Annotated in this window: 24 protein-coding genes; 17 read left to right on the plus strand and 7 right to left on the minus strand. The window is 63.4% G+C overall.

The window, feature by feature from the left end; all coding sequences use genetic code 11:
• Positions 1–172 precede the first annotated feature (172 nt).
• From MTBSS4_RS08480 to MTBSS4_RS08505, 6 genes are all read right to left on the minus strand, one after another.
• The gene (locus MTBSS4_RS08480; protein WP_173982970.1) at positions 173–919 is read right to left on the minus strand and encodes a hypothetical protein; all 747 of its coding nucleotides are present in this window, start codon (positions 917–919) and stop codon (positions 173–175) included.
• Positions 920–1,012: 93 nt separating this feature from the next.
• On the minus strand, positions 1,013–2,170 hold the full coding sequence (locus MTBSS4_RS08485) for a site-specific integrase (protein ID WP_173982971.1): 1,158 nt from the start codon (positions 2,168–2,170) through the stop codon (positions 1,013–1,015).
• Positions 2,171–2,539: 369 nt separating this feature from the next.
• Positions 2,540–3,070: a hypothetical protein gene (locus MTBSS4_RS08490; RefSeq protein WP_173982972.1), complete on the minus strand. Its 531-nt coding sequence runs from the start codon at positions 3,068–3,070 to the stop codon at positions 2,540–2,542.
• A gap of 30 nt (positions 3,071–3,100) precedes the next feature.
• Entirely contained in the window at positions 3,101–3,328 is a 228-nt protein-coding gene (locus tag MTBSS4_RS08495) for a DUF6429 family protein (protein ID WP_173982973.1), read from the minus strand.
• Positions 3,329–3,410: 82 nt separating this feature from the next.
• Positions 3,411–3,932, minus strand: coding sequence for a hypothetical protein (locus MTBSS4_RS08500; RefSeq protein WP_173982974.1), 522 nt, complete (start codon positions 3,930–3,932; stop codon positions 3,411–3,413).
• A gap of 14 nt (positions 3,933–3,946) precedes the next feature.
• Positions 3,947–5,173, minus strand: a complete 1,227-nt coding sequence (locus MTBSS4_RS08505) for an XRE family transcriptional regulator (RefSeq protein WP_173983026.1) — start codon at positions 5,171–5,173, stop codon at positions 3,947–3,949.
• 190 nt (positions 5,174–5,363) lie between these two features.
• Between MTBSS4_RS08505 and MTBSS4_RS08510 the strand changes: the two genes are divergently transcribed.
• The 10 genes from MTBSS4_RS08510 to MTBSS4_RS08565 all read left to right on the plus strand — a co-directional run bounded on the left by MTBSS4_RS08510 (position 5,364) and on the right by MTBSS4_RS08565 (position 13,561).
• Positions 5,364–6,161, plus strand: a complete 798-nt coding sequence (locus MTBSS4_RS08510; protein WP_173982975.1) for a hypothetical protein — start codon at positions 5,364–5,366, stop codon at positions 6,159–6,161.
• A 49-nt stretch (positions 6,162–6,210) separates the two neighbouring features.
• Entirely contained in the window at positions 6,211–7,986 is a 1,776-nt protein-coding gene (locus MTBSS4_RS08515) for a 7-cyano-7-deazaguanine synthase (protein ID WP_173982976.1), read from the plus strand.
• 212 nt (positions 7,987–8,198) lie between these two features.
• A complete protein-coding gene (locus MTBSS4_RS08520) occupies positions 8,199–8,402 on the plus strand; it encodes an AlpA family transcriptional regulator (protein ID WP_173982977.1) in 204 nt (67 codons plus the stop codon).
• Complete coding sequence (locus MTBSS4_RS08525; RefSeq protein ID WP_173982978.1) at positions 8,399–8,710, plus strand: hypothetical protein; 312 nt, start codon at positions 8,399–8,401, stop codon at positions 8,708–8,710. Before MTBSS4_RS08520 ends, MTBSS4_RS08525 begins: the two co-directional genes overlap by 4 nt.
• Positions 8,707–9,198 (plus strand): hypothetical protein, encoded by a 492-nt coding sequence (locus MTBSS4_RS08530; protein ID WP_173982979.1) that lies wholly within the window; start codon positions 8,707–8,709, stop codon positions 9,196–9,198. The genes MTBSS4_RS08525 and MTBSS4_RS08530 overlap by 4 nt, the downstream gene beginning before the upstream one ends.
• Positions 9,195–10,244: a terminase gpA endonuclease subunit gene (locus MTBSS4_RS22770; protein ID WP_368667769.1), complete on the plus strand. Its 1,050-nt coding sequence runs from the start codon at positions 9,195–9,197 to the stop codon at positions 10,242–10,244. Before MTBSS4_RS08530 ends, MTBSS4_RS22770 begins: the two co-directional genes overlap by 4 nt.
• Complete coding sequence (locus MTBSS4_RS08550; protein WP_173982980.1) at positions 10,237–12,036, plus strand: prohead protease/major capsid protein fusion protein; 1,800 nt, start codon at positions 10,237–10,239, stop codon at positions 12,034–12,036. The genes MTBSS4_RS22770 and MTBSS4_RS08550 overlap by 8 nt, the downstream gene beginning before the upstream one ends.
• Positions 12,036–12,242 carry a phage head-tail joining protein gene (locus MTBSS4_RS08555; RefSeq protein ID WP_173982981.1) on the plus strand — a complete coding sequence of 69 codons (207 nt, stop codon included), beginning with the start codon at positions 12,036–12,038 and terminating at the stop codon, positions 12,240–12,242. Before MTBSS4_RS08550 ends, MTBSS4_RS08555 begins: the two co-directional genes overlap by 1 nt.
• A 4-nt stretch (positions 12,243–12,246) precedes the next feature.
• Positions 12,247–12,591: a DUF2190 family protein gene (locus MTBSS4_RS08560; RefSeq protein ID WP_173982982.1), complete on the plus strand. Its 345-nt coding sequence runs from the start codon at positions 12,247–12,249 to the stop codon at positions 12,589–12,591.
• Between the two features lie 631 nt (positions 12,592–13,222).
• Complete coding sequence (locus MTBSS4_RS08565; RefSeq protein WP_217425523.1) at positions 13,223–13,561, plus strand: AlpA family transcriptional regulator; 339 nt, start codon at positions 13,223–13,225, stop codon at positions 13,559–13,561.
• 72 nt (positions 13,562–13,633) lie between these two features.
• On the opposite strand, the gene MTBSS4_RS08570 is transcribed toward MTBSS4_RS08565, so the two are convergent.
• The gene (locus tag MTBSS4_RS08570) at positions 13,634–14,335 is read right to left on the minus strand and encodes a hypothetical protein (RefSeq protein WP_173982983.1); all 702 of its coding nucleotides are present in this window, start codon (positions 14,333–14,335) and stop codon (positions 13,634–13,636) included.
• A gap of 162 nt (positions 14,336–14,497) precedes the next feature.
• Here MTBSS4_RS08570 and MTBSS4_RS08575 point away from each other — a divergent pair, with 162 nt between their 5' ends.
• The 7 genes from MTBSS4_RS08575 to MTBSS4_RS08605 all read left to right on the plus strand — a co-directional run bounded on the left by MTBSS4_RS08575 (position 14,498) and on the right by MTBSS4_RS08605 (position 22,836).
• Entirely contained in the window at positions 14,498–14,653 is a 156-nt protein-coding gene (locus tag MTBSS4_RS08575; RefSeq protein WP_173982984.1) for a hypothetical protein, read from the plus strand.
• Positions 14,654–14,804: 151 nt separating this feature from the next.
• On the plus strand, positions 14,805–16,124 hold the full coding sequence (locus MTBSS4_RS08580) for a DUF3987 domain-containing protein (RefSeq protein ID WP_173982985.1): 1,320 nt from the start codon (positions 14,805–14,807) through the stop codon (positions 16,122–16,124).
• Positions 16,124–17,812, plus strand: a complete 1,689-nt coding sequence (locus MTBSS4_RS08585) for a DNA cytosine methyltransferase (protein WP_173982986.1) — start codon at positions 16,124–16,126, stop codon at positions 17,810–17,812. The genes MTBSS4_RS08580 and MTBSS4_RS08585 overlap by 1 nt, the downstream gene beginning before the upstream one ends.
• Before the next feature lie 13 nt (positions 17,813–17,825).
• The gene (locus MTBSS4_RS08590; protein WP_173982987.1) at positions 17,826–19,325 is read left to right on the plus strand and encodes a hypothetical protein; all 1,500 of its coding nucleotides are present in this window, start codon (positions 17,826–17,828) and stop codon (positions 19,323–19,325) included.
• Entirely contained in the window at positions 19,326–19,994 is a 669-nt protein-coding gene (locus MTBSS4_RS08595; protein ID WP_173982988.1) for a hypothetical protein, read from the plus strand.
• A gap of 198 nt (positions 19,995–20,192) precedes the next feature.
• On the plus strand, positions 20,193–21,170 hold the full coding sequence (locus MTBSS4_RS08600) for an AraC family transcriptional regulator (protein WP_173982989.1): 978 nt from the start codon (positions 20,193–20,195) through the stop codon (positions 21,168–21,170).
• A gap of 244 nt (positions 21,171–21,414) precedes the next feature.
• Complete coding sequence (locus MTBSS4_RS08605) at positions 21,415–22,836, plus strand: TolC family protein (RefSeq protein ID WP_173982990.1); 1,422 nt, start codon at positions 21,415–21,417, stop codon at positions 22,834–22,836.
• Positions 22,837–22,886 lie beyond the last annotated feature (50 nt).

A 22,886-nucleotide genomic window follows, 5' to 3' on the forward strand; every position in this document is an offset into this window, starting at 1 on the left:
TGGTGGGGGAGGTCTCCGTCATGGTCGATTCCTTTCATGCCAAGCGGCGCAACGCCGCGTCGGCAATCCAGATATCGCCAATCAATCCCATGAATTAGATGCATTAAAATGCCCATGAAATCATAATTTAATGGGGTTTTTAATGGGGTGTTTAATGGCCCCGCCGGGGTGGTCAGTGTTTCGTGGGGGTACTCTTCAGTTCGCGGTGAAGCTGGCGCAGGCTGTTCTCCAGCGAGACCGGTTTTATCTGGTGTGCGGTGGGGTGATTGCTCCGCAGCCACTCGGAAAGATACCTGCATTCCCTGGCAAGGCTGGGTTCCATGCAGCCTGCGCCAGCCCGGCGGCGCAGTTCCGGCATGATCAGGGTCTCGACCGAGGACGGGCGTCCCTGGGTGCCGCTGTACAGAACCACTGGAGGCTGGGGGATGGATTCCCCTTCGACAGGTTGGGCGTCATTGGCGACCTCTGGCGCGGCTGGGCAAGGCGCGGCCTTCGGGTGCCGTGCCGCGCGGATCTGTTCCATGATCGGATGGTCAAGGGGGATGTCTTCTGCCCGCAGGCAACGGATGGCCCGGAAGGTCATGCCCTCGCCTGTCACGATCTCACCCTCAATATCAAGAGTCAGGAAGGGCCAGTACCGGGGTGGGATCACTTCCTGCGGAGTGTCAGGGTGGCGGAGCCCAAAGGCAAACCACAAGCCCGCTTCCGCGTCCTTGATCATGGCCCGGTGAAGCTTATTCATGGCCGTGGACAGCAGCTGGTCATGCCCTTCCATGACCGTTTGGTAAAGCTTGTGGTCCTCGGCGGTGTTGTTCGCGTTTCTATGGTATAGCGCCGTTTCCTTGTCGCGGCTGTTCTGCCAGTGCTCCAATACTTCGGCCATGGTTCGCCCATCCGACATGACAGTGGTGGCGATCATGTGGTTGACGATGTCCTGTAGGGTTCGCCACTGAAGGGGAGGGACACGGCTGGCCATGCAGTTTCTCTATTCGTTCCATCTGCGGCGAGTTTGCTATTTCTTGCCCGCCATGTCGATGGTTTTGCCGACATGGTCGGCGGCGGCCCGCAGCGGCTCGTCGTAGAGGTGGGCGTAGCGCTGGGTGGTCTGCACCTGGGTGTGGCCCAGCATGGCGCCGATGATCGGCAGCGACGCGCCGCCGCTGACCAGCAGCGAGGCGAAGGAATGGCGCAGGTCATGGATGCGGGCGCCGGTGATGTCGGCCGCCTTGCACACCGCCGCCCAGGACCGTTTGACGTCGGTCAGCGGCTGGTCGCCTCCCTTGCCGGGGAAGACGTATGGCCCTTCGGCGGTTTCCCTGATCCGCTTCAGCAGCGTCAGTGCATTGGCCGAGACCGGCACCCGGTGTTCCTTCCGCTGCTTGGTGTGGGCGCTGGGCTTGGTCCACACCCCGGCATCCAGGTCGAACATCTCCCAGGTGGCCCCCAGCACCTCGCTCTTGCGGGCGCCGGTCAGCATCAGCATGCGGATGGCATCGGCCGACACCGGCTCGTGGTGGGCCGCCAGCGCCGCCGACAGCCGGGACAGTTCCTCGGGCGACAGGTAGCGCTGGCGCTTCTCTTCCGGGTTGCGCAACTGGCCCGAGGCGGGATTCTTCTCGACCCATTCCCAGCGGATCGCCAGATTGAAGGCGCGGCGTACCACCTCGATGACGCGGTTGGCCCGCACCGGCGTGCCGCGCTGGGTGGTGATATCGCGGTGCAGGGCCTCGATGTCGGTATGGGTGACGTCCGTCACCTTGTGTTTGCCCAGGGTGGGGAGCACCAGCTTTTCCCACATCATGGTTTCGTCGGCCTGGGAGCGGGCCGCCTTGCGCGGCAGGTGATCGCGCTTGTAGCGGTCCCACAGGTCGCGCATGGTGGGGGCGGAGCGGTCGGCATGGCGCTCGCCCATGGGGTCGTTGCCCAGGTCCACTTCCCGCTTCAGGTTGCCGGCCTCGGTGCGGGCGGCGGCCACCGACCAGTCGGGATAACTGCCGATGGTGATGCGGCGCTGGCGACCGCCGATGCGGTAATCCAGGATGAAGGACTTGGCGCCGCGATTGGTGACGCGCAGGCCGAATCCCTTGACGTCGGCATCCCAGAAGAAGACCTGGGGCCGGTCGCCCGCGCTGACCCGTTTGGCGATGGCGTCGGTGATGCGTTCTGACATTGGGCTTTTCCTGTCAACACTATGTCAACACACCGTATGGTGCCGTTTGACGTGACATTGCGTCGATTTACAGAGGACATCAATAGAAAAGCGCGGAAATGCAGGGGTTACAGGACGAACCAGAAAAATATGTCAACAGATCAAGGCGCTATATATAGGGTGTCTCATGGCTCATAACCTGAAGGTCGCAGGTTCAAATCCTGCCCCCGCAACCAAAATTCGATAGAAATATCAAACAATTAGCCGCCCCTTGGGGCGGCTTTTTGCGTTTGAACCATCCCCATGGACTCACCATGGACTCACCAGGAATCGAAATCCCGCGCAGGCGGGCAGCTTCCGCGACCGACGGGTTCAGGATACCCAGGTGCTTCAGGGAGCCAAGAACACCACCAGCCTTACCTCGTCGCGCCCGGCCTTCGCGGCATGCTTCGCCACCACCTCTCGGTCAGTCGATGAGCCGGTGACGCGGTGGTCCCCCACGTATTCCCAGTCGGCATCCCCTCGCTTCAGGAAGACGGGGACCTTGCCGGTCTGCCGCGCCAGGGTCTCGGCGTTGGACACGCGCTGCGGCCCCTCTCCGGCGAGGACCACGTTCGGTGCCTCGGGGTTCAGAGCAGGGTCGAGGCACACGCATGTGGCCTCGCCGTCCACAACCGGAATGAAGGTGATCGTGCTTCCGCCGACGATCTCCCCGATCTCCTTGCGGCTGTACCGCCTGCCGACGACGAGCCGGCCGTCCGACAGGCCCCGCCGCCCCCTCTCTTCGGCGACGGCGTCCAGAACCGCTTGGGCGTCGGCCTTCCTCTTGCCATCCCCGCTCTCCGCAAGGCGCAGGGCATTCCGTTCCAGGGCCTTGAGTTCGTCGGGTGACATGTCCTTCAGTTTGGACAGAATCTGCAATCTTCCTTCCGTCCCGTGAGGTGCCATTGATCATTTTTTGCAGAACATCTCATGAAACAGCGCCTTTGATCGTCGTTCGCCGTCCTCGGTGAAGATCACCGACTTGGCCTTGCCAACGGGATCGGAGATCAGTCCCTTCTCGTGCAGGCGGTTCATCGCCTCCCAGTCGAAGCCCTTCCATGTCCGGCCGCCGTCATGCAGCCCGAGGTACAGCAGCGCCAGCACGGCGTCATCAATGCGGTCGTGGTCGATGTCCATGGTGACCTCGCAGCCGGTCAATTGGGTGCGGAACCTTGCAATTCTGATATGGCGCGGCAGATTTGCAAGGATGGCGCTCGGGTCAGAGCAGTTCGGCGATGCTCGCGACCTTCGCCCGGAAACGGTGGTTGGCGGCCCAATCGGACAGAATGGCGTCGGCCTCCATAATGGTCAGTGTGCCCGCCCGGGTCAGATCGGCGAGGACGTCCTGTGTGCGCACGATATCCAGAGTCCGCTTCGCCAATCCGGCCTCGTGGAGCGCCCGGCCGATGGCGCGATTGTCGTCGATGGCCAGCCGATGTCCCCGGTTCAGGGCGACCGAGATGGCAGAGCATTCCCCTGTGCCGAGGCGCGGTGTCTGGCGGAGCCTCAGGAACAGTTCGACCTCCGTCGGATCGTCGACTCGAAGTTCGGAGAGGTATCCCGCCGCTATCGCAGCACGGTACCGTGCCTGTTGATCGGGATAGCTGTCGGATATCTCCACCGCGACATGCTCGGTCGCCACGAACGCCGACGGGTGCGCGCCGATCAGATCCATCCGGTCGATCCGGAGAAAATTGATCAGGACGGAGGTGTCCGCGATGATAATGACCCCAGGGGGCATTCGTTCGCTCCGGATCAGCCTGCGCGGGCCGCTTCGGCGAGGTCGATCATCTCCGCCGGATCGATGGCCAGCTTGCGGCTGATCTCGGACAGGCGCCCGCGGGAGATTTCTTCTTGCCGATAGGCTTCCAGCGCCAGCCGGGTCAACTGGTTGCGCAATTCGACCTCGTTCGCCTGCGGCGCTTCGCCTTCGTCGAGGATGTCCAGAAATCCCAGCAGCTTGATGTAGCGCTTGCCGACGTCCTTCTGCTCGATGAGCGCGTCGGTTTCCCCCTGACCGATGTGACCCAGGCTTTTCAAGCGCCACACCGCCGCCTCGTAGCTGACACCGAAGTGGCGGGCCAGGGCGGCGGCATCTTGATAAGTGATAGCCTGGGAACCAGGACGGGGGCGAATTTCCGCCTCGATGGAGGCATTGTTGGCGACGTCGAAAATGACCTGGGCCTGTCGGCTCGGCCGCCCCTTGTCGAGTTGCGCCAACTGTTCGGAAACTCCCTCCGCCGGCATCAGGAAGGCCGCGGCGAATGCGTTCGCTCGCTTCTCGATCAATTCTGAGGAGTTCTCACGCCGCGTCGTGGTGACGGGAGCCTGCCGGTCGAAAAGCGCATGGGCGTATTCATGGGCGTAGGAGAAGCGTCGGCGTACCGGCCAATGGCGGTCATTGACCAGGATGGCCAGACCGATCGAGGCGTGCTTGACGAAAAATCCCGACAGGCTGTCGGGAAGGTCCGAAGCGGCGGCCCAAATGCCCTGCTCGGTGATCATGCCTGCGATATTGCCCAGCGGGGAATTGCCCAACCCCATCCGTCGGCGCTCTTCCTGCGCCACCTGCTGGCCTTGGCGAATCGCATCACCCGACGAGGCCATTCGGGCGGAGTAATCAGGAACCGTTTGTTCGGTTGCCTGGTTCAGCATGAGCTTGAGGCCGGCACCCTCGCGGCACAGGTCGATAATGTGGGTGACGGCCTGATCGATTTCCGGCGTCTGGCCCATTTCGGGCAGGGCGCGGTGGAGCACCACGGAAATGTCCTCGGCGGCGGGTTCATCCTCGCCGAGAAGGAAGGCGGCCGACTGTCCGTAAATCTCCGACAGGCGGCCCAGTTCGAGGGTGGACACCGCACGGTTGCCGGTTTCCATGTTGGTCACTGCGGTGCGGGGAAGGCCGAGGGTGTCGGCGACGGCCTGCTGGCTCATGCCGCGACGTTCCCTGGCTGCGCGCAAACGGGCTCCCAAGTTCATCATGTCGGTCAATGCCTCGCAACCGTGGTTGATGGGGTGTTCCCGGTGTGGGTCACTTCATTTCCCTACTGTACGCAGCCGGACAAAAAATGTCAAAAACATCCTTGACCGTCCGATTGATGGGGGTATTTTAGGTGGTGGAAGAGTGGGGATTGGCGACAACTGTGGGTGCGACCGAAGGGGCGCAAAAAGCATGGGCCACGTCAGGCTTGGGCGTCTTCCCTCGTCGAGGGATTGGCGGCAGATTGTTGCCACTGTGGCGGCGGGGGATGTTTCCGTCGCCGAGCTTGCCGACGCCGTCGCCGACGCCTCGGACAAGTCGCTCATGAAGGCCATTCGTGATCCGGCCCTGATCGAGGCGATCTGGCTGCTCATGAAAATCCCGCACGCAGCCCGGTCACCGAATTTTGCCCAGGAACTACGTGCCCTGGGAATCTCCGTTCCCGCCAACCCGAGCGTCATCGACGTGGTGGCCGGGTTTGATGCTGCCGTGGAGGCCGTGCAGCGCCAGGGTGGGAAGGGCGTGACGGACCTGGGGGAAATGGCCAAGCAGGCTGGAATTGCCGCGCTATACGGCGTTGTCCAGGACCGGCTTCCATCCCTGTGGGCGCCGACCCGGGAGGATGAACGAACGACGCTCGCCAGCCTGGATGCCCCTGATCGCTTTGGTGATCTGTCGCAGCGGTTTTTCTCCCGGCTGGTCGAGCATAACATCCAGTATTTCCTCGACCGTGAAATGCCCAAGCACATCGGCCCGGACCGGATCAACCACTCGATCGGCGATATGGTCGCTTTCGACGGGGCTGTGCGGCGTCACTGCGAGGAAACCACGGTCATTATGCGCGCCTATGCCAAGGATTGGCTTGGGAGCCACGGATTCCACCAGGGAAAGGACCTGTCGCGCAAGGATGCCTCCAATTTTTCCTACACGGCCTTCAAGAAAATAAGAAGCGAACTGACGATCAGGAGAAACGCTCATGTCTCAGTATAGCGTCGTGTGTGGCGGCGCGACCCATTCTGGGGGCGCAGAAGACGAGGAGGTGATCGAGCTCGACGTCCAGGGGCCGTCCAAGAATGTGAACCTGCGGATCGAGGACCTGAACAAGGCCCTCCTGAGCAACATTCCCGACGTTCTCCTCGATCTCCTGGAGGTTGCGGCCTATGTCTATTGTGCCGACCAGAGGATTTCCCGCGGATCGGACAAGCTGACGGATCATGGCAGGAAGTGGCGCCGGTCCCTGCATTTCACCATTCCGCTGCGGCAACCCGACCTCTGGGACAGCGATGCTGTCAGTACCGCCCTGCGCGACACATTGGGCTTTCTGTCCGACGATGCCTACTCGTTCGATTTCGTGAAGGCGACCAAGCCGCTGGCCGAACGGTCCTTGTATTTCCCGAATCTCGTCGATGGGACGTTCGTGCCGGACGACATCGCCTTGTTCTCCGGCGGTGTCGATTCCTTCGCCGGCGCGGTCGAGGATGTCATCGGAAACGGCAAGAAGATGGTTCTGGTTGGGCACCACTCGGCAACAAAGGTGTTCAGCGTTCAGAAGGAGTTGATCGACGGTCTCCAGAAGATGGGCGCCGGTCGCAACATCTTCTATGTCTCGGTCAACGTCACCAATACCGGAGCCAAGGTCACCGAATATACCCAGCGCACCCGCTCATTCCTGTTCGCCAGCCTGGCGCTGGTGGTGGCCAGGATGTTCGGGAAGGACGAATTCACGTTTTATGAGAATGGCGTGGTCGGGCTGAACATTCCCATCGCCAAGGACGTCCTGGGAGCCCGGGCGACGCGGACCACTCACCCCAAGGTCGTTCAGGGGTTCGAGGCGATTTTCTCGGCCTTGCTGGATCGGGAGGTCAGCGTCAAGACGCCCTATCAGTGGCTGACCAAGCGGGAGGTGACGGAGAAGATTCGCCAATACAATTGCGGCCACCTGCTTTCCAAGACGAGCAGTTGCACCCGCCCGAAAACGTGGACGAAGCACAGGCGGCATTGCGGCGCATGTTCCCAATGCATCGACCGCAGATTCGGCGTTTTGGCGGCAGGGATGGGCGAGCTCGATCCGGCCGACGGTTACGAACTCGATCTGCTGCTGGGGGATCGCAGCCTCGAACGCGACATCAGGATGGCGGTCGCCTACGTCAAGTTCAGCCAGACCTTCTCGTCGCTGACCAAGGTGGGATTCATTTCGGAACATCCGCAAATCACGTCGGCGCTGCGCTTCCTCCCAGGGCTGTCGGCGGACGAGGCCAGGGATAAAATCTATGACCTCTATCGTCGCCACGCCCAGGACGTTCTCGACGTCATCCGTGGGGGGCTGCAGGCTCATGCCGATGAACTGGTGCGGGGGGAACTGCCGGCCGGGTCCCTGCTGTCCATGTGCTTCAGCCGAGGACATATCGATATTCCTCCGCCATCGGGCTATGACCAGAAGGTCAAGGACTTCATGGACGGCTTGGGCAAGCCGGTGTGCGAGTTCGCGGTCGACGCCGATGCCGGGCGGATCCTGTTCAAGGGCGGATTCTTCCTGGAAGGCACCAATTTCAAGCTGGTGCAGGCATTGCTGGACAATCACCGGATAGGCAAAAAGGCGGCGGCGGAAATCGCTTATGTCGCCCCCTCGGCTCTTGCCGATGCACTGTCCATCGACGAGCAATCCCTGCGCCAGCAGATCGCCAGACTGAAGAAGGCCGTGAATGAGACCCTGCCGGCGGCTTTGGGCATCGTCCTCGAATTCATCGAGAACAAGCAGCGGGAGGGGTATCGCCTGAACCCGGAACTGCGGGAGGTCTCCAAGGGGGATCTGTAGCCCGGCAAAGTGGCCATGTCACAAGCCTGATCCTTCAACGTCACATCGTGTTCCCCCAAGCCCCGGTTTCCGGGGCTTTTTTTATGTCCGCATGTCACAAGAAAGTTCGGCGCTGACCATATAAGTGTTCGCGCAATCCATTGAAAATAAACGCAATTCCGAGCCGTGAAGCGGGGCGGGAGGTTCGGCGCCATATTTCAATGGAGAGCACGGTGACCATCAAGCATCTCAACCAGATCGAGCTTGCCGCTCGCTGGAACATTTCGCACCGCACCCTTGAAAGGTGGCGGTGGACGGGCGAAGGCCCGAAATTCCTCAAGATGGGCGGCCGGGTCGTGTACCGGCTGGAAGATATCGAGGCGTTCGAGGCTGAGCGGTCGCGCGACAGCACGACGGCCCAGGACGGTGCGCGATGATCGCCGCCGTCGAAACCGCCATCGCCACGCCGGTGCTGGACGAGCGGGGCTTCCTCGCCTGGATCGACCGGGCCGCGCCCGGTGAGCGCATCACCTATCACGAAGGCCATCTCGGCTGTGACCGAGCGCCGCGGATTTCGCCGTTCGCGGAACCGGCGCGGTGCCAGCTGGACCGGGTCGCCGGCCTGGCCATGACCCTGGCCGACAATGGCCACCTGCTGCTGGCCCAGGGCCGCGTCGCCGAGGACCGGGTGGCCTATTTCGCCATCATGGCCACCCGCCGGACGGTGAAGGGAGGCCGGCAATGACCATCCCCAATCGTCCCCGTCTGGCCGATCTCGTCACCATGCCGGTCGGCGCGGTGACCGCTCTGCCCGCCGAAACCCTGGCGCTGCTCCAGGAGGAGGCCGACGAGGCCCTGCGTGCCGCCAAGACCGTCAAGGATTGGCTGGATGGTGCGCTGGCGCTGAAATACGGCTCCCTGGCCGATCAGGCCCGCGCCGTCGCCAGAAAGGACACCGGCACCGTCCGCTTCGCCGACGGCCAGGTCACCATCGTCGCCGATCTGCCGAAGCGGGTGGAATGGGATCAGTCCCGTCTCGCCGCCCTGGTGGAGCGCATCCGCGCCGAAGGCGACGATCCGGCCGAGTTCGTCGAGATCTCCTACAAGGTGTCGGAGCGCAAATACGGCGCCTGGCCCGGCTCCATCCGCTCGGCCTTCGAAGCGGCGCGCACGGTCAGGACCGGCAAGCCCACCTTCGCGCTGCAGATCGGCAGCGGGGAGGGCGTGCGATGAGCCTCCCCATCATTTCCGCCGACCAGCGCCTCGCCGAGCGGCGCGGCATCAAGGGGGCGATCTTCGGCAAGTCGGGGATCGGCAAGACCACCCTGCTGCTGACCATGGCTCCGCCCACGACGCTGTTCTTCGACCTGGAGGCCGGTGATCTGGCCATTGAGGGCTGGGGCGGCGACAGCATCCGGCCGCGGACCTGGCAGGAATGCCGTGATGTCGCGGTGTTCATCGGTGGCCCCAATCCGGCGCTGCGCGACGACCAGCCCTACAGCCAGGCCCATTTCGACGCGGTGTGCGACCGCTTCGGCGAGGCGGCGGCGCTGGACCGCTACGACACCGTGTTCATCGACAGCATCACGGTGGCGGGGCGCCTGTGCCTGCAATGGTGCAAGGGCCAGCCGGAAGCCTTCTCGGATCGCACCGGCCGCCCCGACAGCCGTGGCGCCTACGGCCTGCATGGCCGCGAGATGATCGCCTGGCTGACCCACCTGCAGCATACCAGGGCCAAGAACGTCTGGTTCGTCGGCATCCTCGACGAGAAGCTCGACGACTTCATGCTGGCGGCAGGCGTTTGGCGAGCCATGGCGGTGGCCGAGGATCCCGGCACCGTCGGCTTCCACATCTCGGCGCTCTATTCGCCGCCCGGCTGGCAATCCTGGGAGAGCATCGCCCGCCTGTGGGAAGCCGCCCAGGGCTCCGATGACGCGCTCAGGGTGTTTCGCAACTCCGTGCTGGTGCAACAATTCTGCCGCCCGGTGTGGGAGCGGTTCGTCCGCCTCGCCGTGCTGGCCGGACATCTTCCCGCCGCCGGCTTCGACCGCGATCCCTCCGCCTTCCTCGCCTGCGACTGGCTGCCGCCCAAATGGGACTGGGTCGATCCGCTGAAGGACGCGCGGGCCGAGATCGAACAGATCAAGGCGGGGCTGAAAAGCCGAGGCATGAGCATCGCCGAACGCGGCTACGACGCCGAGGACGTGGACGCCGCCATCGCCGCCGACCGCGAGCGGGAGAAGCGCCTCGGTCTCACCATGGAGGCGCCCAATGGCTGATCTGATCACCCGCCGCAGCACATTGGCGCCGGCCAGCATCGATGCCCAGGCCCGCACCGCCGAGGTGGTGTGGAGTACCGGCGCCGGTGTCCGCCGCCGCGACCTGTCCGGCCCCTATGAGGAGCGGCTGTCGCTGGCCCCCGAGGCGGTGGACCTGTCCCACCTGATCGGCGCCTCGGTGCTCGACGCCCATCGCCAGGACGCGGTGCGCGACGTGCTGGGCACCGTCCGTTCTGCCTCGGTCGATGGAAGCCAGGGTGTGGCCCTGGTGCAGTTCTCGGCCCGGCCCGAGGTGGAGCCGGTCTGGCAGGACGTGATGAGCGGCATCCTGCGCCACATCTCGGTCGGCTACACCGTCGAGCAATGGGCCGAGAGCCTGGACAAGGGCATGCGGGTGCTGACCGCCACCCGCTGGACGCCCATCGAAATTTCCCTGGTCCCGACGCCGGCCGATCCCGGTGCCCATATCCGCATGGAGGAGAGAATGCCCGAACCCGCCACCACCATTCCCGAAGGGGATGGTGTCCAGACCCGCGCCGCCATCAATGCCGAAATCCGCTCCGTCGCCCGCGTTGCCGGGCTGGGCCAGGATTTCGTCGATGGCCTGATCGACCGCGACGCCAGCGCCGACGAGGCCCGCCGCGCCGCCTTCGCCGAACTGGCCCAGCGCAGCAAGGCCGCGATCCGCACCGAGCAGGTGCGCGTCGAGCACATCGCCAGCCACGACGATCCCGACACCCGTGCCCGCCAGATGGGCGAGGCGCTCTATGCCCGCATCAATCCGGCCCATGCCTTATCGGAACCGGCGCGGCGCTACGCCTATTCCACCTGCGCCGAGATGGCCAGGGAACTGCTGTCCCTGCGCGGACACTCCGTCACCGGCCTGTCGCCCGCCGCCATGGTCACGCGGGCGCTGCACACCACCAGCGACTTCGGTATCATCCTCGGCGACACCGTGGGCCGCACCCTGCGCGCCGCCTATCAGGCCGCCCCCTCGGGTATTCGTCAGTTGGGTCGCCAGACCTCGGCCCGCGACTTCCGCGCCGTCAACAAGATCATGCTGGGCGAGGCGCCCTTGCTGGAGAAGCTGGGCGAGCACGGCGAGATCAAGGCCGGTACCATGGCCGAGGCCCGCGAGGCGTACAAGATCGAGACCTGGGCGCGCAAGATCGGCATCACCCGCCAGGTGATCGTCAACGACGACCTCGGCGCCTTCTCCGACCTCGCCCGGCGCATGGGCCAGGGAGCCGCCGAGACCGAGGCCCGCCTGCTGGTCGAGTTGGTGGAGGCCAATTCCGGCAATGGGCCAAAGCTGTCGGATAACAAGCCGCTGTTCCATGCCGACCATGGCAACAAGGCGGGAACCGGCGCGGCCATCTCCGACACCACCCTGTCCGCCGCCCGGCTCAGCTTGCGTACCCAGAAGGGCATCGAGGACCGCGTCATCCGGGTGACGCCCAAATACCTGCTGGTGCCGCCGACCCTGGAGACCGAGGCCGAACGCTGGCTGGCCTCGGTGGCGGCGGCCAAGGCGGCCGACGTAAACCCCTTCGCCGGTTCCCTGACCATGGTGGTCGAGCCCCGCCTGTCCAGCGCCAGCCGGTGGTACGTCACCGCCGACCCTGCCGAAATCGACGGCCTGGAATTCGCCTACCTGTCGGGCAGCGAAGGGCCGCAGGTGGAATCCAAATCGGGCTGGGACGTGGACGGCGTTGAGATCCGGGTGATCCTCGATTTCGGCGCCGGCTTCGTCGATCACCGGGGCTGGTACGCCAATGCGGGGGCGGCGTGATGGCCGACACCGACCAACTGCTGGCCTGGCGGGAGGCGCTGCTGCGCGCCCGCTACGCCGGCACCCGCATTGTGGAATACGACGGGCGCAAGGTCGAGTACCGCTCCGATTCCGAGATGGCCTCGGCCCTGGCGGATTTGGAGCGCCGCCTCGGCACCAACGCCCGCGTCACCCAGGTGCGGATCAATTCGAGCAAGGGAGTATGAGAGCATGAAGAACTTCATCCAGAATGGCCACATGATCACCGTGCTGGCCCCGACCGATGGCGTGGTGTCCGGCCAGGGCGTGATCGTCGGCGGTCTGTTCGGCATCGCCGCCACCACCGCGCCGGAAGCGGCCGGTGTCGAGATCGCCACCACCGGGGTCTACGATTTGCCCAAGGCCCCGGCGACGGTGGTCGCCCTGGGCGACCGGGTGGCGTGGGACGACACCGCCAAGGTGATCGCCCCGCCCGCGACCGGGCTGTACCCGATCGGGATCGCCATCACCGCAGCCGGCAATGGGGCCATCACCGTGCGGGTGCGGCTGGACGGGGTGGTGACGGCAGCGGCATAACGGTCGCCAAGCGTTGACACGCCGCGCCAATGGTCGCCTGGGGATTTGTTGACATGGCGTTGACATGACTTCCGCCACATCGCGGATCGAGAATCAAAAAGCCCGCAAGTGTTTGAACTTGCGGGCTAATTTGGTTGCGGGGGTAGGATTTGAACCTACGACCTTCAGGTTATGAGCCTAAAAATAGACATCCCGTCAAGCCAAGCATTTCCGCCATTTCTGTCGCAGGATCAAAGGGTTGAGCGAGTTCTCCCGTTGTCTCTGATTGTCACGGATTACCCGCGTTTCTCTCCCCTGCTGTCCCAAATTGTCCCAACGGGCATCCCGTCCAGACAGCCTCCGACGATCCTCCGTTTTCTTTTGGCTTGCGCCGTCGCCCCGGATTTCTTAGCGTCGATCTCGAACAAGGTTGCCTGCGTTTTTGTCGGCAAGCTTCGACGGAGAGCCTGCGCCCACCATGGGAAGCAGGACGTCCGCGGCGGCGGCGACGGTCCCGATGACGGACCGCGAGGGGCCTCCGGGACTACGGAAGCTGAACCAGAGACCTCCGGGTCGGGACGCGGGATTACGGCCTCCTCCAACCTGCCCGCCTGACGGAAGCGGACCGGGTCACCATCGCCTCGATAGGTGGATGATGAGCCAGTCCCGTGTCACCGTTTCCCCCTCCCCCGCCCGCGACTACCTGACCGCCGAACAGGTCGCGACCGAATACCCCGTGTCGGCGACCACCCTGGTGCGCAGGCGCCAGACCGGTGGCGGTCCCGCCTACTACAGCATCAGCAACCGGATATTCTATCGGCGCGCCGACGTCGAGGCGTGGTTGGATTCCCATAGGGTGGATCCGTCAACCTGCGCCAAGCCGGTTCACGCCCCGGTCGGCGAGCGGGTATCGCCCAGGCAGGAGCCTCCCCGGCGCCGAGGGCGGCCCACCAAGGCCGAAGCGGCCCGTCGCGCGCGGGCGGAACAGTAGGTGACGAACAAAGACCGGCGGGGGCTGACCTCCGCCGGTCATGTTTTGTCGAATTGTCGAATTGGCCGAGCGTTATCCCAAGGCTCGGAGGACCACCGCCGGATCGGCCCCTTCCTTGATCAGTTCTTCCAGACGTGCCCGGACGTCGTCCCAAGTGGGGCCGGCAGTATCGGACACCTGTCCGGCCACGGCATCGAATTCCTCGACGGTCAGCGCATCCTTGCTGTTCCATACACGGAATTCGCCGCGCAGGATGGTGGCCACGCCGAGATAGGTGACCCCCAGCTCCTTTGCGATTTCGGCAACCTGGGGAGGTCGCCAGTCGAATTCCTCGTTGGGGTCCGGGTCATGATGGATGCTCAGGACCCCCCGTACACCCAGGTTCCGGCAGACGAAACCGAGGATGGTGACCCCGGGCGCATTATAGTCGGACAGGGATACCCTTCCTCGCCTCGGAGCCCGCCCCCGGACGACCTCGAAAGCTCCGCAATCTTGATCAACGAAGCGTCTGAGAACCGACATCACTGCGTCGAGTTCGGACTGCTCGCAGATGCCTCGCCATACGGTCCCGGGCAAGGGCTTTATGTCCGGCCCCACACCGACAGCGCCAAGGATGGGCAATACTCTTGTAGGAGGGAAACTCCGCTGCCCCTTCAGGGCGCCGTTCATGGGGGGCTGGGACCAACCGATGGACTCCGCGATCTCCTTCTGGGTCTTGGGCGACAGCGCGACGAGCCGCTCGATCAGTTCGACGGTTCTGACATCAACCGACATTGGAGCCTCCATCCAGCGATCCGCGATTATAGCGCAGGTGATATTTTTTGGGAAGTATCACGATATCGTCGATCATTAAAAAGTGGACAAACGTACACCGGTGAGATAGGCTGTCATTCGATTCTGGCATTATGCGCAGATCCGTAACGACGGAGGAATGGAATGCAGGTTTCCTCGAATGACCTTAACGAACAGGTCGACAATCAAAAGACTGAGGCTGGTGGCCACCGCCGCTTCGCCGTCATCATCCTCGGCCAAGCCATGACCGTCCCCGCCCCCGCGAACGACAACGCGGAGGTGGCCAACAAGAACAGCTGATTTGAGGACGGTCGGGAAGGCAGCTTTGCCGCCGGGAGCCTGAAAGCTCCGATCTACGCAATCCCAGCTTTATCGGGCTCTCCCCCCGCCGTCAATCCCCGAATTCTGAAAATTCAAGGCGACCGCCGGCTTCGGCGGCGAAAGGAGAGTCATGTCTCAATTCCAGAATTTTCCCACGCCCAAGCCCATCCAAAATCCCATCGAAACGCCGAAGTTCCCGCTTCCGGCGCTCGGTCCGCTTGCGAGCACCTTCCAGAAGCTGGCGGACGGCGCCTGCGCGCCCGTCGACTACATCGTCGCCACCGCTCTGGCTGTGATGGCCGCCCTGATCGGCAACACCCGCGTGATCCGTCTCAGCTGGGGCTGGGATGAGCCCTGTGCCCTCTGGTTCCTGCTGGTCGGCCGCGCCTCCAATTCGAAGTCGCCCGGCATGCGTGCGGTCACCCAATCCCTTCAGCCGGTCCTCCGTGACGAAGCCGAGGAGTATCGCCAGGCTTTCAAGCGTTACGAAGCCGGTGACCTTCCCAGCGCTCCCCGCAATGTGCGCTGGATCTCCAGCAACATGAGCAACGAAATGCTGGTCCAGCAGGGTGAGCTCAATCCCCGCGGCCAGTTGATCCTGAGCAAGGAAGGCGCACCGTTCCTTCAGGGCAAGAACGACTTCTTCCTCGACTCGTTCTGCGCCGATTCCGTGACCCGTGACCGCATCAGCACGAATAGCAATGCTTGCGAGCGTCTCCTCGCCAGCTGCGTGGGCGCCGTTCATCCCTGCGATGTCGAGAAGCTGGTCGCCCGCAAGGTTGGTGACGGCGGCTTGGCGCGTTGCCTAGTCACCGAGCCGGAGCGTCGCCCTTTCGCGTTCCCTGACGAAATCGACAGCCACCCGGATCTGTCTCCGATCTTCCGCGCTCTTCGCGCCATTCCCCTGGGCGAGACCCCGGTTGCCGTGGAGTTGGTTGGTCAGGAACGTGCCGACTTCGAGGCGTGGGCCCAAGCCAATGACGCCAAGGAAGTCGAGGATGCTCTCGATTACCATTTCGCCAAGCTGCGCGGCATCGCGGCGCGTCTGGCCATGGTGCTCGATTATGCCTGGGCCGCCGCCGAGGGCCGTTCCTTCCCGACCACCCTTTCCCGTCCGGCTGTCGTCAGCGCGATCGGCATGATCGAGCGCTACTGGAAGCCCATGGCCCGCAAGGTCTACCGCCTCCGCACCCAAACCGGTGCGTCCGAGGACGCGCAGAAGCTGGCCCGCTGGATCCTTGCCGGCCGCTACACCCGCATCAACAAGCGCGAGATCTACAAGCACGCCGGTCTGCCGGGCCTGACCGATCCCGCCCCCGTCCAGACCGCCCTCGATGAGCTGATGCATTTCGGCTGGCTCCGCCGCCTCTCCGAAAAGACCGGCGCAGGCCGCAAGCCCGAGGACTACGACGTCAACCCCGCCGTTTTCGACCTGCCGGAGGCCGTGTGATGAATATTCTCGCCGAATTCGACCGCATGTTTGGTGACGACCCCACCGACCTGTCCGTCGTCACTGCCCCCACCCCCGTTGCCGCAGCCACCTGCGGCCCGGTCACCGTCCATACCGAAACCGTCCGCGCCGAGGTGGTTGCGGATGCGGCGCCCCGCTTGGCCGCAAACACCAACGCTTCCCCGCAGGCGGCACCCCCCTTGTCCGAGGACACCGTCCGCCATTTTGTCGATTTCGCCGTTTCGGCGGCAAAGGCGGACACGATCGTCTTCGATCCGGTCCACCGCTCCCCGGCGCTGGTGGAGGTGGCCCGCGCCTCCGGCCGTGTCGCGGTGGCCCTGCCGGGCGCTTCGCCCCGTCAGGCCGCCTCCTGGATGGCCGACCTCGCCGCCGCGGGCGCTCTTGCGGCCCCCGTCGGCCTGGTTGTCGCCGACCTGACCTCCCATTCTGATGCCGCCGAGAACGCCCGCGTGATCCGCAACGGCTCTTGCCGCATGGATGCCGAGGTGGCCCTGCTGGTGGCCGACGACGGCCTGTCCGCCACCCTGCGGGCGCTGGGCGCCGAGACCCGCGTCCTTCCCCTGGCCGACGGCGCCATGGGTGTGATGGCTCCTGCCCTGGCTGGCGGTGACGCCCCCGAAGCTGGGGATGGCGAAGGCGACAGCCATCCCGAATACGTTTTGGAGAGCGGCGAAGGCGACGAGGATGTGTCTTCGGAATGCGCCTGCGCCCCGCATGTCACTGCGGAAGCCGAGGAGACTGAGGCTTGCCCCGAGGAGCCCGTGCAGGCCGTGGCGGAAACGACGGAAGTGACCGTCCAAGCCGAAGCGGAAGAGGCGCCGATCCCCGAGCTCGCCCCCGTCTCCGCACTTGTTGCCGCCATCCAATGCATCGAGATCGCCCAGGTCGGCCCGTCCTCGCCCATCGCCCGTACGCCGACGGCGCCTTACTTCTTTCCCGTCGACAATGTCGTCCGCCTTCCCGCCAACGACAACCGCCGCCAAGAGGCCGTCAGCCGCTTGGACGCCATGCTCCGCGCCATGGGCGCCAACCATGCCACCCGACGTCGTCTGAAGGCCATCACGCTGTGTTCCGGCATCGAGGCCCAGGCGGAGGCCCTTCGCCGCATCGGCGCTGAAATCGACGTCGTCGCCATGAGCGAGATCGGCGAGGTGCAGAGCGCCATCCTCGCCGCCCGCCACCCGCAAGCGGTCAATCTCGGCGATCTGACCGCGCCGGATTTCTGCCCCCGCGCCATGGAAGTCTGCCCCTCCGGTTTCGACCTGATGTTCGCCTCGACCCCATGCCAGGCTTTTAGCCTCTCGGGCCTCCGTAAGGGTCTTGCGGACGAGCGTGGCCTTATCACTCCTTACGTCATTTCGATCCTCAACACGCTCGGCACTCCCCTCTACATGTGGGAGAACGTCCTCGGCGCCCTGTCCGACAAAACCAACGCCTTCGGCACCATGCTTGCAGCCCTGGTCGGCGAGGATGAGCCTCTGGTCGCCCCGAAGGGCCGCTGGGACAATTTCGGCTTCGCTTCCGGACCGGACCGCTTGGTCGCCTGGCGCGTCCTCGACGCCCAGTATTGGGGTGTCCCCCAGCGCCGCCGCCGCGTCTTCCTTGCCGCCGCGACCATCGAGTCCGGCATCGATCCCCGTGAAATCGTTTTCGAAACCGCTGCCTGAGGAGGCCCCGACCATGTTCGACACCACCCCGACCATCGAGACCGCCACCACCAAGCTTTGGATGCTCACCAAAGCCAAGATGGCCAAGTTGGGCTACCATGTGGGCGAGGCTCCGGCCAACGGCCCAACTCTTTCGACCCTGAGCCGCGTGCTGCACAAGGTGCCGGTGCCCCCGCTCTATCACCTCACGGCCACGGCCGCTCTGGGCATCGCCGCCCGCGCCAAGCGCCGCGACAACCCCATTCCTCCGGCCCTGCTTGCTGCCCTTGCCGAGACCTTCGCCGCCGACGCGGTGGCGGCGCTGAACAAGGCCCGCGCGGTCAAGAACCCGCCGAAGAAGCCTGGCAAGAAGGTCTACGACCGCGACAAGGAGGTGGCCGACGCGGCATACCGCGTGCTGGTGGCCGAGATGCTTCTGCGCACTTATTGCGACGCCGAGGTTCATCGCGTCGCCGCCCAGGCAGACGGCCCCACCTACTGGGTCGGCGACGTCACGCCCAAGTTCTCTTCAGGCGTCGCCAACACCCTGCGTGCCCAGCAGGGCGCCGAGGGCGTGGGCATCAGTGACCTCCTCTTCGACCGCCAGTCGACCAGCCGCCACGGCGAGAGCGGCGTGGCCAGCACCCTGGCCGCCCGCGACAGCTCTGGCGGTCCCCTCGACCTCGTCGTCACCGTGACGCCCGATGTCACCCTCTACGCCCAGAACACCCGCGACGAGCTTCGCGCCGTGGGCGGCGACGGCAGCCGCGCCTCGTCCCTGTGCGGCCCGTCGGGCAAGCAGTACGACATGGTGGTGGGCGCCTTCAGCGCCGGTCAGGGCAGCGCGGCCAAGGGCATCGGCTTCGACGCCGAGGTGTCCCCCACCCTCAAGGCGGCCCCCTCCGGCACCAACCAGGTCCCCACCATCATCGAGGCGGACACTGCCAAAGGCGTTCCGCTGGACGTCTCCGGCATGGATGTCGACCAGCTTGCGGCCGCCGCGCAGGCCCATGTGGCCCGTGTCGGCCGCCGCTACCTCCTGCGCCGCCTCACCCCCATGGAATGCATGCGCCTTCAGGCGTTCGAACCCGACCACTGCATGGTGCCGTACCAGGGCAAGCGCCCCCGCAAGCTGAGCGACGCCAAGGCGGCGGAACTGATCGCCTTCCATGCGGCGGAAGGCCGCCACTACACCAAGGAGCAGTTGGAGAGCTTCGTCTCCGATTCCGACCAGTACGCCTGCGCGGGCAATTCCATCGCGGTGGTCTGCCTCGACTTCCTGATGGGCAACGTCGCCAAGGTGGCGGCGCCCCTGCTGGCCAAGCCCGCCAACGACAATGCCGCCGACTGGCCGGCCCGCATCGAGGCGGCCAAGCGCGGCGGCTTGGACACCGTGGACGCCATCGCGACCTGTCTGGCCGAGGACCGCGCCCGCCACGAAGGCCGCGGCGACGAGGAGATCGTCATGGCCGGTCTCGGCTGCTCCCGCGACGAGGCCCGCTCGGTGGCCGAACTGCTGCTGGAAGTGGCCTGAATGGAATGGCCGGGCGGCGAGGTCGCCCGGCCTCCTTCGGTGCTATCCGTGGACAAAATCGACAAATCAAAGGCGACGAAACCGACGAAACGACAAATCCTCGTCAACGATTTTACCCACCGGACGGCATCGACATTGCGCGCTACGACCTTTGCATCAACAACGCGGAGGTCTCACGACATGAAGAAACATCTCCTCACCCACATCACCCTCATGACCGGCCATGTGGCCCGCACTCCCCGCACGGAGGTCCTCGACCAGGCCGTCGCCTATCTGGCCCCCATCGCCGAAGGCAGGTGCCACGACATCCCTGAAGTCGGCCTCTGGATCGACGTCTTCCGGCCCAAGGGCGAGGACGACGAAACCCTTAACGGGACCGCCAGCTTCACCGTGTCCAGCATCCTCACCCGGGGACAGGTGCCTTTTGTCCATTGTGTCGCCTGTTGGGACCCGGACATGGGCGAGATGGCTTGGGCGAAGGCCGAAGACCTTGCCCGGCAGACGGGGCTGCCGTCCTGCCCCGGGTTGCGGCGCCCGGACAGGACGCCCTGGCTCGCCGTCGCCATCACCCCGAATATGTTCCTCTCCGGAACGCAGACCATCGGCCTGCTCGGCGATCTCGAACGGTGCATGGCGTGGACCCTGATCGAGCAGGGACGGCGAGCCTGATCCGCGGCGGTATGCTTTACTGCTTTGACGCGGACGGGAGCGTCGCTGCGTGGAACGACCTCGGCGACGAGCCTGATCTTGAGACGGAATTGAGGCGGCTGCTGGGATAAATGGACACTTGGCATACAAGCCGTATAATCTTTGGCTCCTAGATAGGTGCGAGCAAAGCGTCAAGTTTAGGGGAGCAGCCTGAATAAAATGTCCGAGTTTCCTTGGATTGTAAGCTGGAAGCTTGAAAATGGCATGTCAAGCCATGACCTGGCTCCAGGCTGGCCTGCGCAGTTGCCAAAAGATGTTGGGTGGGAAGCCATTACGCCTGTTTCCGCCGGGTCCGGCATCTGTGCATTTTCGTATCAGGGCGAACTTTATCAGCCAACCGCCTTCTGCGCAGATATCAATCCGGTTTCAGCGTTCTCTAACGAACCAAGCATAATGCTTAGAATGATTGAAAGCGGTCACGTTAAAACCATTCTTTCCGATAACCTTACTGAAACAAAGGATAATTACGGATTTTACATTATTGATCCATCAGCAGATCACGCTATTTTTAACCGCCACAACGAGCTTAATAAGGCCTTTATTGTGCAGGTTTCATGCAGCGAACTGCGCAAAATTGCGGGTGACCTGAGTTTCGGCCCACGAATGGATCGCATTTTCAACGGGCACACAGACTTCTTTAGCGCAACTCCGAGAATGTCGATGGCGCTACATGAAACCATGAAACATATCCAGTGCGCGCCCTTCTCCGGCCCCTTTGGTGAATTATATCGAAGGGGAAAAATCATTGAGTCTATGGCATTGGCGCTAAATGATTTGGATGAGAGCGTTCCAACCGAAGTAAGGCGAACGATTTCCGCAGATGAGCGGAAGGCACAGCTCGCACGTGATATTTTGATGGCAGATTTGATCAACCCGCCCCCAATTGAGAACATCGCAACACAGCTTGGCATATCGCACAGGCGCCTAAATATGATTTTCAAAGACATATTTGGAATGACCGTTTTTTCGTGCTTGGTGGCGTGGCGCCTGGACTTGGCAAAATCAATGCTTGAGCGTGGCGAGCTGTCGGTAAAGCAAGTTGCTTACATGCTTGGATACTCACATCCAAATAATTTTGTATATGCTTTTCGCCGTAGATTCGGAATTTCGCCAGGCCGTTGGCGAAGTAAGGAGTGATTGAGGGAGATTCCGCATTGCCGCCCAGACAACAAAGCGACAAATTCAACCAAAAGCATACTTACCGAAAGGGTGGATATCGGCAGGGATTAATGCACGCCACTTGCGCACAGGCTTGCGCAAAAGATCATATCTCTTTGTCAATCACTCATACCCCCCCCTTCTAAAAGCGCCTTCATTGCTCCGCTAAACTGGCGAAAACCTTATTGGGTGATCTGCCAGAGGGGGCAAGGAAATGACTTACTTGAGCGTCCTGTTTGTGCCAGGCCGCAAAGCCGCCGGACCTATCCGCCATCATTTTGGATGGCGCCGTGCGGCTGCCCCTGTGACGCTGCTTGCGGGCATTTTGGCGATGACTTCACCGGCCCAGGCCGACCCGTTGCAGGCCGTCCTGAAGGATCTGATGGATTCCAGCCCGCGTTTGGCGGCTGCGAAAGCCGACTGGGATGCGGCCAACGGTCGCGCCTCGGAAACCTGGCGCAAGGCTTGGACGCCGCAACTGGACCTCAGCTTCGCCCAAGGCTATCAGAATTATCAAAAGCCCGACGCGGCGACCCGCTTTTATGATGCGCGGACCTCGTCCGCGCAGCTCACCCAGTTGATCTACGATTTCGGCAAATCTTCGTCGTCGGTTGCCGAAGCTGACGCGGTCGCTGCGCAAAACCAAGTCGCGTTCGAAGCAGTTGGACAGGGCTTGTTGCTTGAGGCGGTGACCGCATTCATCAGCGTCCAGCGCGCTCAGCAGGTCCTTCGCTTCGCCCGGGATTCCGAAGCCAATATTCGCGAACAGACCCAATTGGAAAACGCCCTGGTGGAAAGCGGCAAGGGCTATGCTTCGAATGTGCTTCAGGCAAAGGCCCAACTGGCCGGCGCCAGTGCACGCAGGGTGCGCGCAGAGGGCGCTCTGGAAGTTGCCCAGGCCCGTGTCAGGGCCGTGTTTGGCGTTCAGGCCAGCCGCCTTTCCTACAAGGATGCGGTGGCATTTCCCGAGGAACTTTTGCCCACCTCAAGGGAGCTGGCCCACGAGCTTGCGCTGAAGAACAATCTTCAGATTGCCCTGGGGCAACTGCGTTCGGACGCGATCAAGGAACGCAAATGGAGCACGACCGCCTCTGAATTTGCCCCCCGAATCGAGCTTGTCGGCGAAGCCAGTCGCGACTTCAATTCGGACGGCACTCGCGGCATGGTCGATGACCGCAAGGCAATGGTTCAGGTCAGCTTGCCATTGAATGTGGGCCTTGGCGGCGTGGCGGCCGTCGAAGCCGTCACCAATGAACTGCTGGCCAGCCGACGCCGCGAGGACGACACCCGCGATCTGGTCTTGGAGCAGGTCGATATCGCGTGGCGCAACCTGCTTACGGCCAAGGAAAACATGGCCAACCTCTCCAACCAGATGAATATCGCCACTCAATTCCTGGAGATTGCGCGCCAGGAGCGACAGGTTGGTCGCCGTACCCTGCTCGATGTCCTGACGGCGGAAACCAATCTCATCAACGCTCAAAGCGACTACATTTCAACAACCTATGACCTATCCATCGCCTCTTACACCCTTTTGCAGGCCATCGGTCAGCTAGAGGTTTCCTCTATCCGCGAAGATGAAGCGAAGTTGCACGCATTGCCCGCGCGCAGCAGCCCTCTGCCGGGCCAATTCGTTTCTGAAAGATAGACCCTGAACGGTCGTCCGCGCGTCGATCCGTCATCTGGGATGGGGAAAAT

This window comes from Magnetospirillum sp. SS-4 (assembly GCF_902729425.1).
Classification (GTDB): Bacteria; Pseudomonadota; Alphaproteobacteria; order Rhodospirillales; family Magnetospirillaceae; genus Phaeospirillum.

Coding starts and splice junctions, on each gene's coding strand:
- MTBSS4_RS08565 (WP_217425523.1), top strand. CDS start 13,223: ATGATGAGCCAGTCCCGTGTCACCGTTTCCCCCTCCCCCGCCCGCGAC.
- MTBSS4_RS08495 (WP_173982973.1), bottom strand. CDS start 3,328: ATGGACATCGACCACGACCGCATTGATGACGCCGTGCTGGCGCTGCTG.
- MTBSS4_RS08555 (WP_173982981.1), top strand. CDS start 12,036: ATGGCCGACACCGACCAACTGCTGGCCTGGCGGGAGGCGCTGCTGCGC.
- MTBSS4_RS08510 (WP_173982975.1), top strand. CDS start 5,364: ATGGGCCACGTCAGGCTTGGGCGTCTTCCCTCGTCGAGGGATTGGCGG.
- MTBSS4_RS08570 (WP_173982983.1), bottom strand. CDS start 14,335: ATGTCGGTTGATGTCAGAACCGTCGAACTGATCGAGCGGCTCGTCGCG.
- MTBSS4_RS08595 (WP_173982988.1), top strand. CDS start 19,326: ATGGAATGGCCGGGCGGCGAGGTCGCCCGGCCTCCTTCGGTGCTATCC.
- MTBSS4_RS08600 (WP_173982989.1), top strand. CDS start 20,193: ATGTCCGAGTTTCCTTGGATTGTAAGCTGGAAGCTTGAAAATGGCATG.
- MTBSS4_RS08560 (WP_173982982.1), top strand. CDS start 12,247: ATGAAGAACTTCATCCAGAATGGCCACATGATCACCGTGCTGGCCCCG.
- MTBSS4_RS08580 (WP_173982985.1), top strand. CDS start 14,805: ATGTCTCAATTCCAGAATTTTCCCACGCCCAAGCCCATCCAAAATCCC.
- MTBSS4_RS08575 (WP_173982984.1), top strand. CDS start 14,498: ATGCAGGTTTCCTCGAATGACCTTAACGAACAGGTCGACAATCAAAAG.
- MTBSS4_RS08480 (WP_173982970.1), bottom strand. CDS start 919: ATGATCGCCACCACTGTCATGTCGGATGGGCGAACCATGGCCGAAGTA.
- MTBSS4_RS08505 (WP_173983026.1), bottom strand. CDS start 5,173: ATGATGAACTTGGGAGCCCGTTTGCGCGCAGCCAGGGAACGTCGCGGC.
- MTBSS4_RS08530 (WP_173982979.1), top strand. CDS start 8,707: ATGACCATCCCCAATCGTCCCCGTCTGGCCGATCTCGTCACCATGCCG.
- MTBSS4_RS08585 (WP_173982986.1), top strand. CDS start 16,124: ATGAATATTCTCGCCGAATTCGACCGCATGTTTGGTGACGACCCCACC.
- MTBSS4_RS22770 (WP_368667769.1), top strand. CDS start 9,195: ATGAGCCTCCCCATCATTTCCGCCGACCAGCGCCTCGCCGAGCGGCGC.
- MTBSS4_RS08590 (WP_173982987.1), top strand. CDS start 17,826: ATGTTCGACACCACCCCGACCATCGAGACCGCCACCACCAAGCTTTGG.
- MTBSS4_RS08500 (WP_173982974.1), bottom strand. CDS start 3,932: ATGCCCCCTGGGGTCATTATCATCGCGGACACCTCCGTCCTGATCAAT.
- MTBSS4_RS08485 (WP_173982971.1), bottom strand. CDS start 2,170: ATGTCAGAACGCATCACCGACGCCATCGCCAAACGGGTCAGCGCGGGC.
- MTBSS4_RS08525 (WP_173982978.1), top strand. CDS start 8,399: ATGATCGCCGCCGTCGAAACCGCCATCGCCACGCCGGTGCTGGACGAG.
- MTBSS4_RS08550 (WP_173982980.1), top strand. CDS start 10,237: ATGGCTGATCTGATCACCCGCCGCAGCACATTGGCGCCGGCCAGCATC.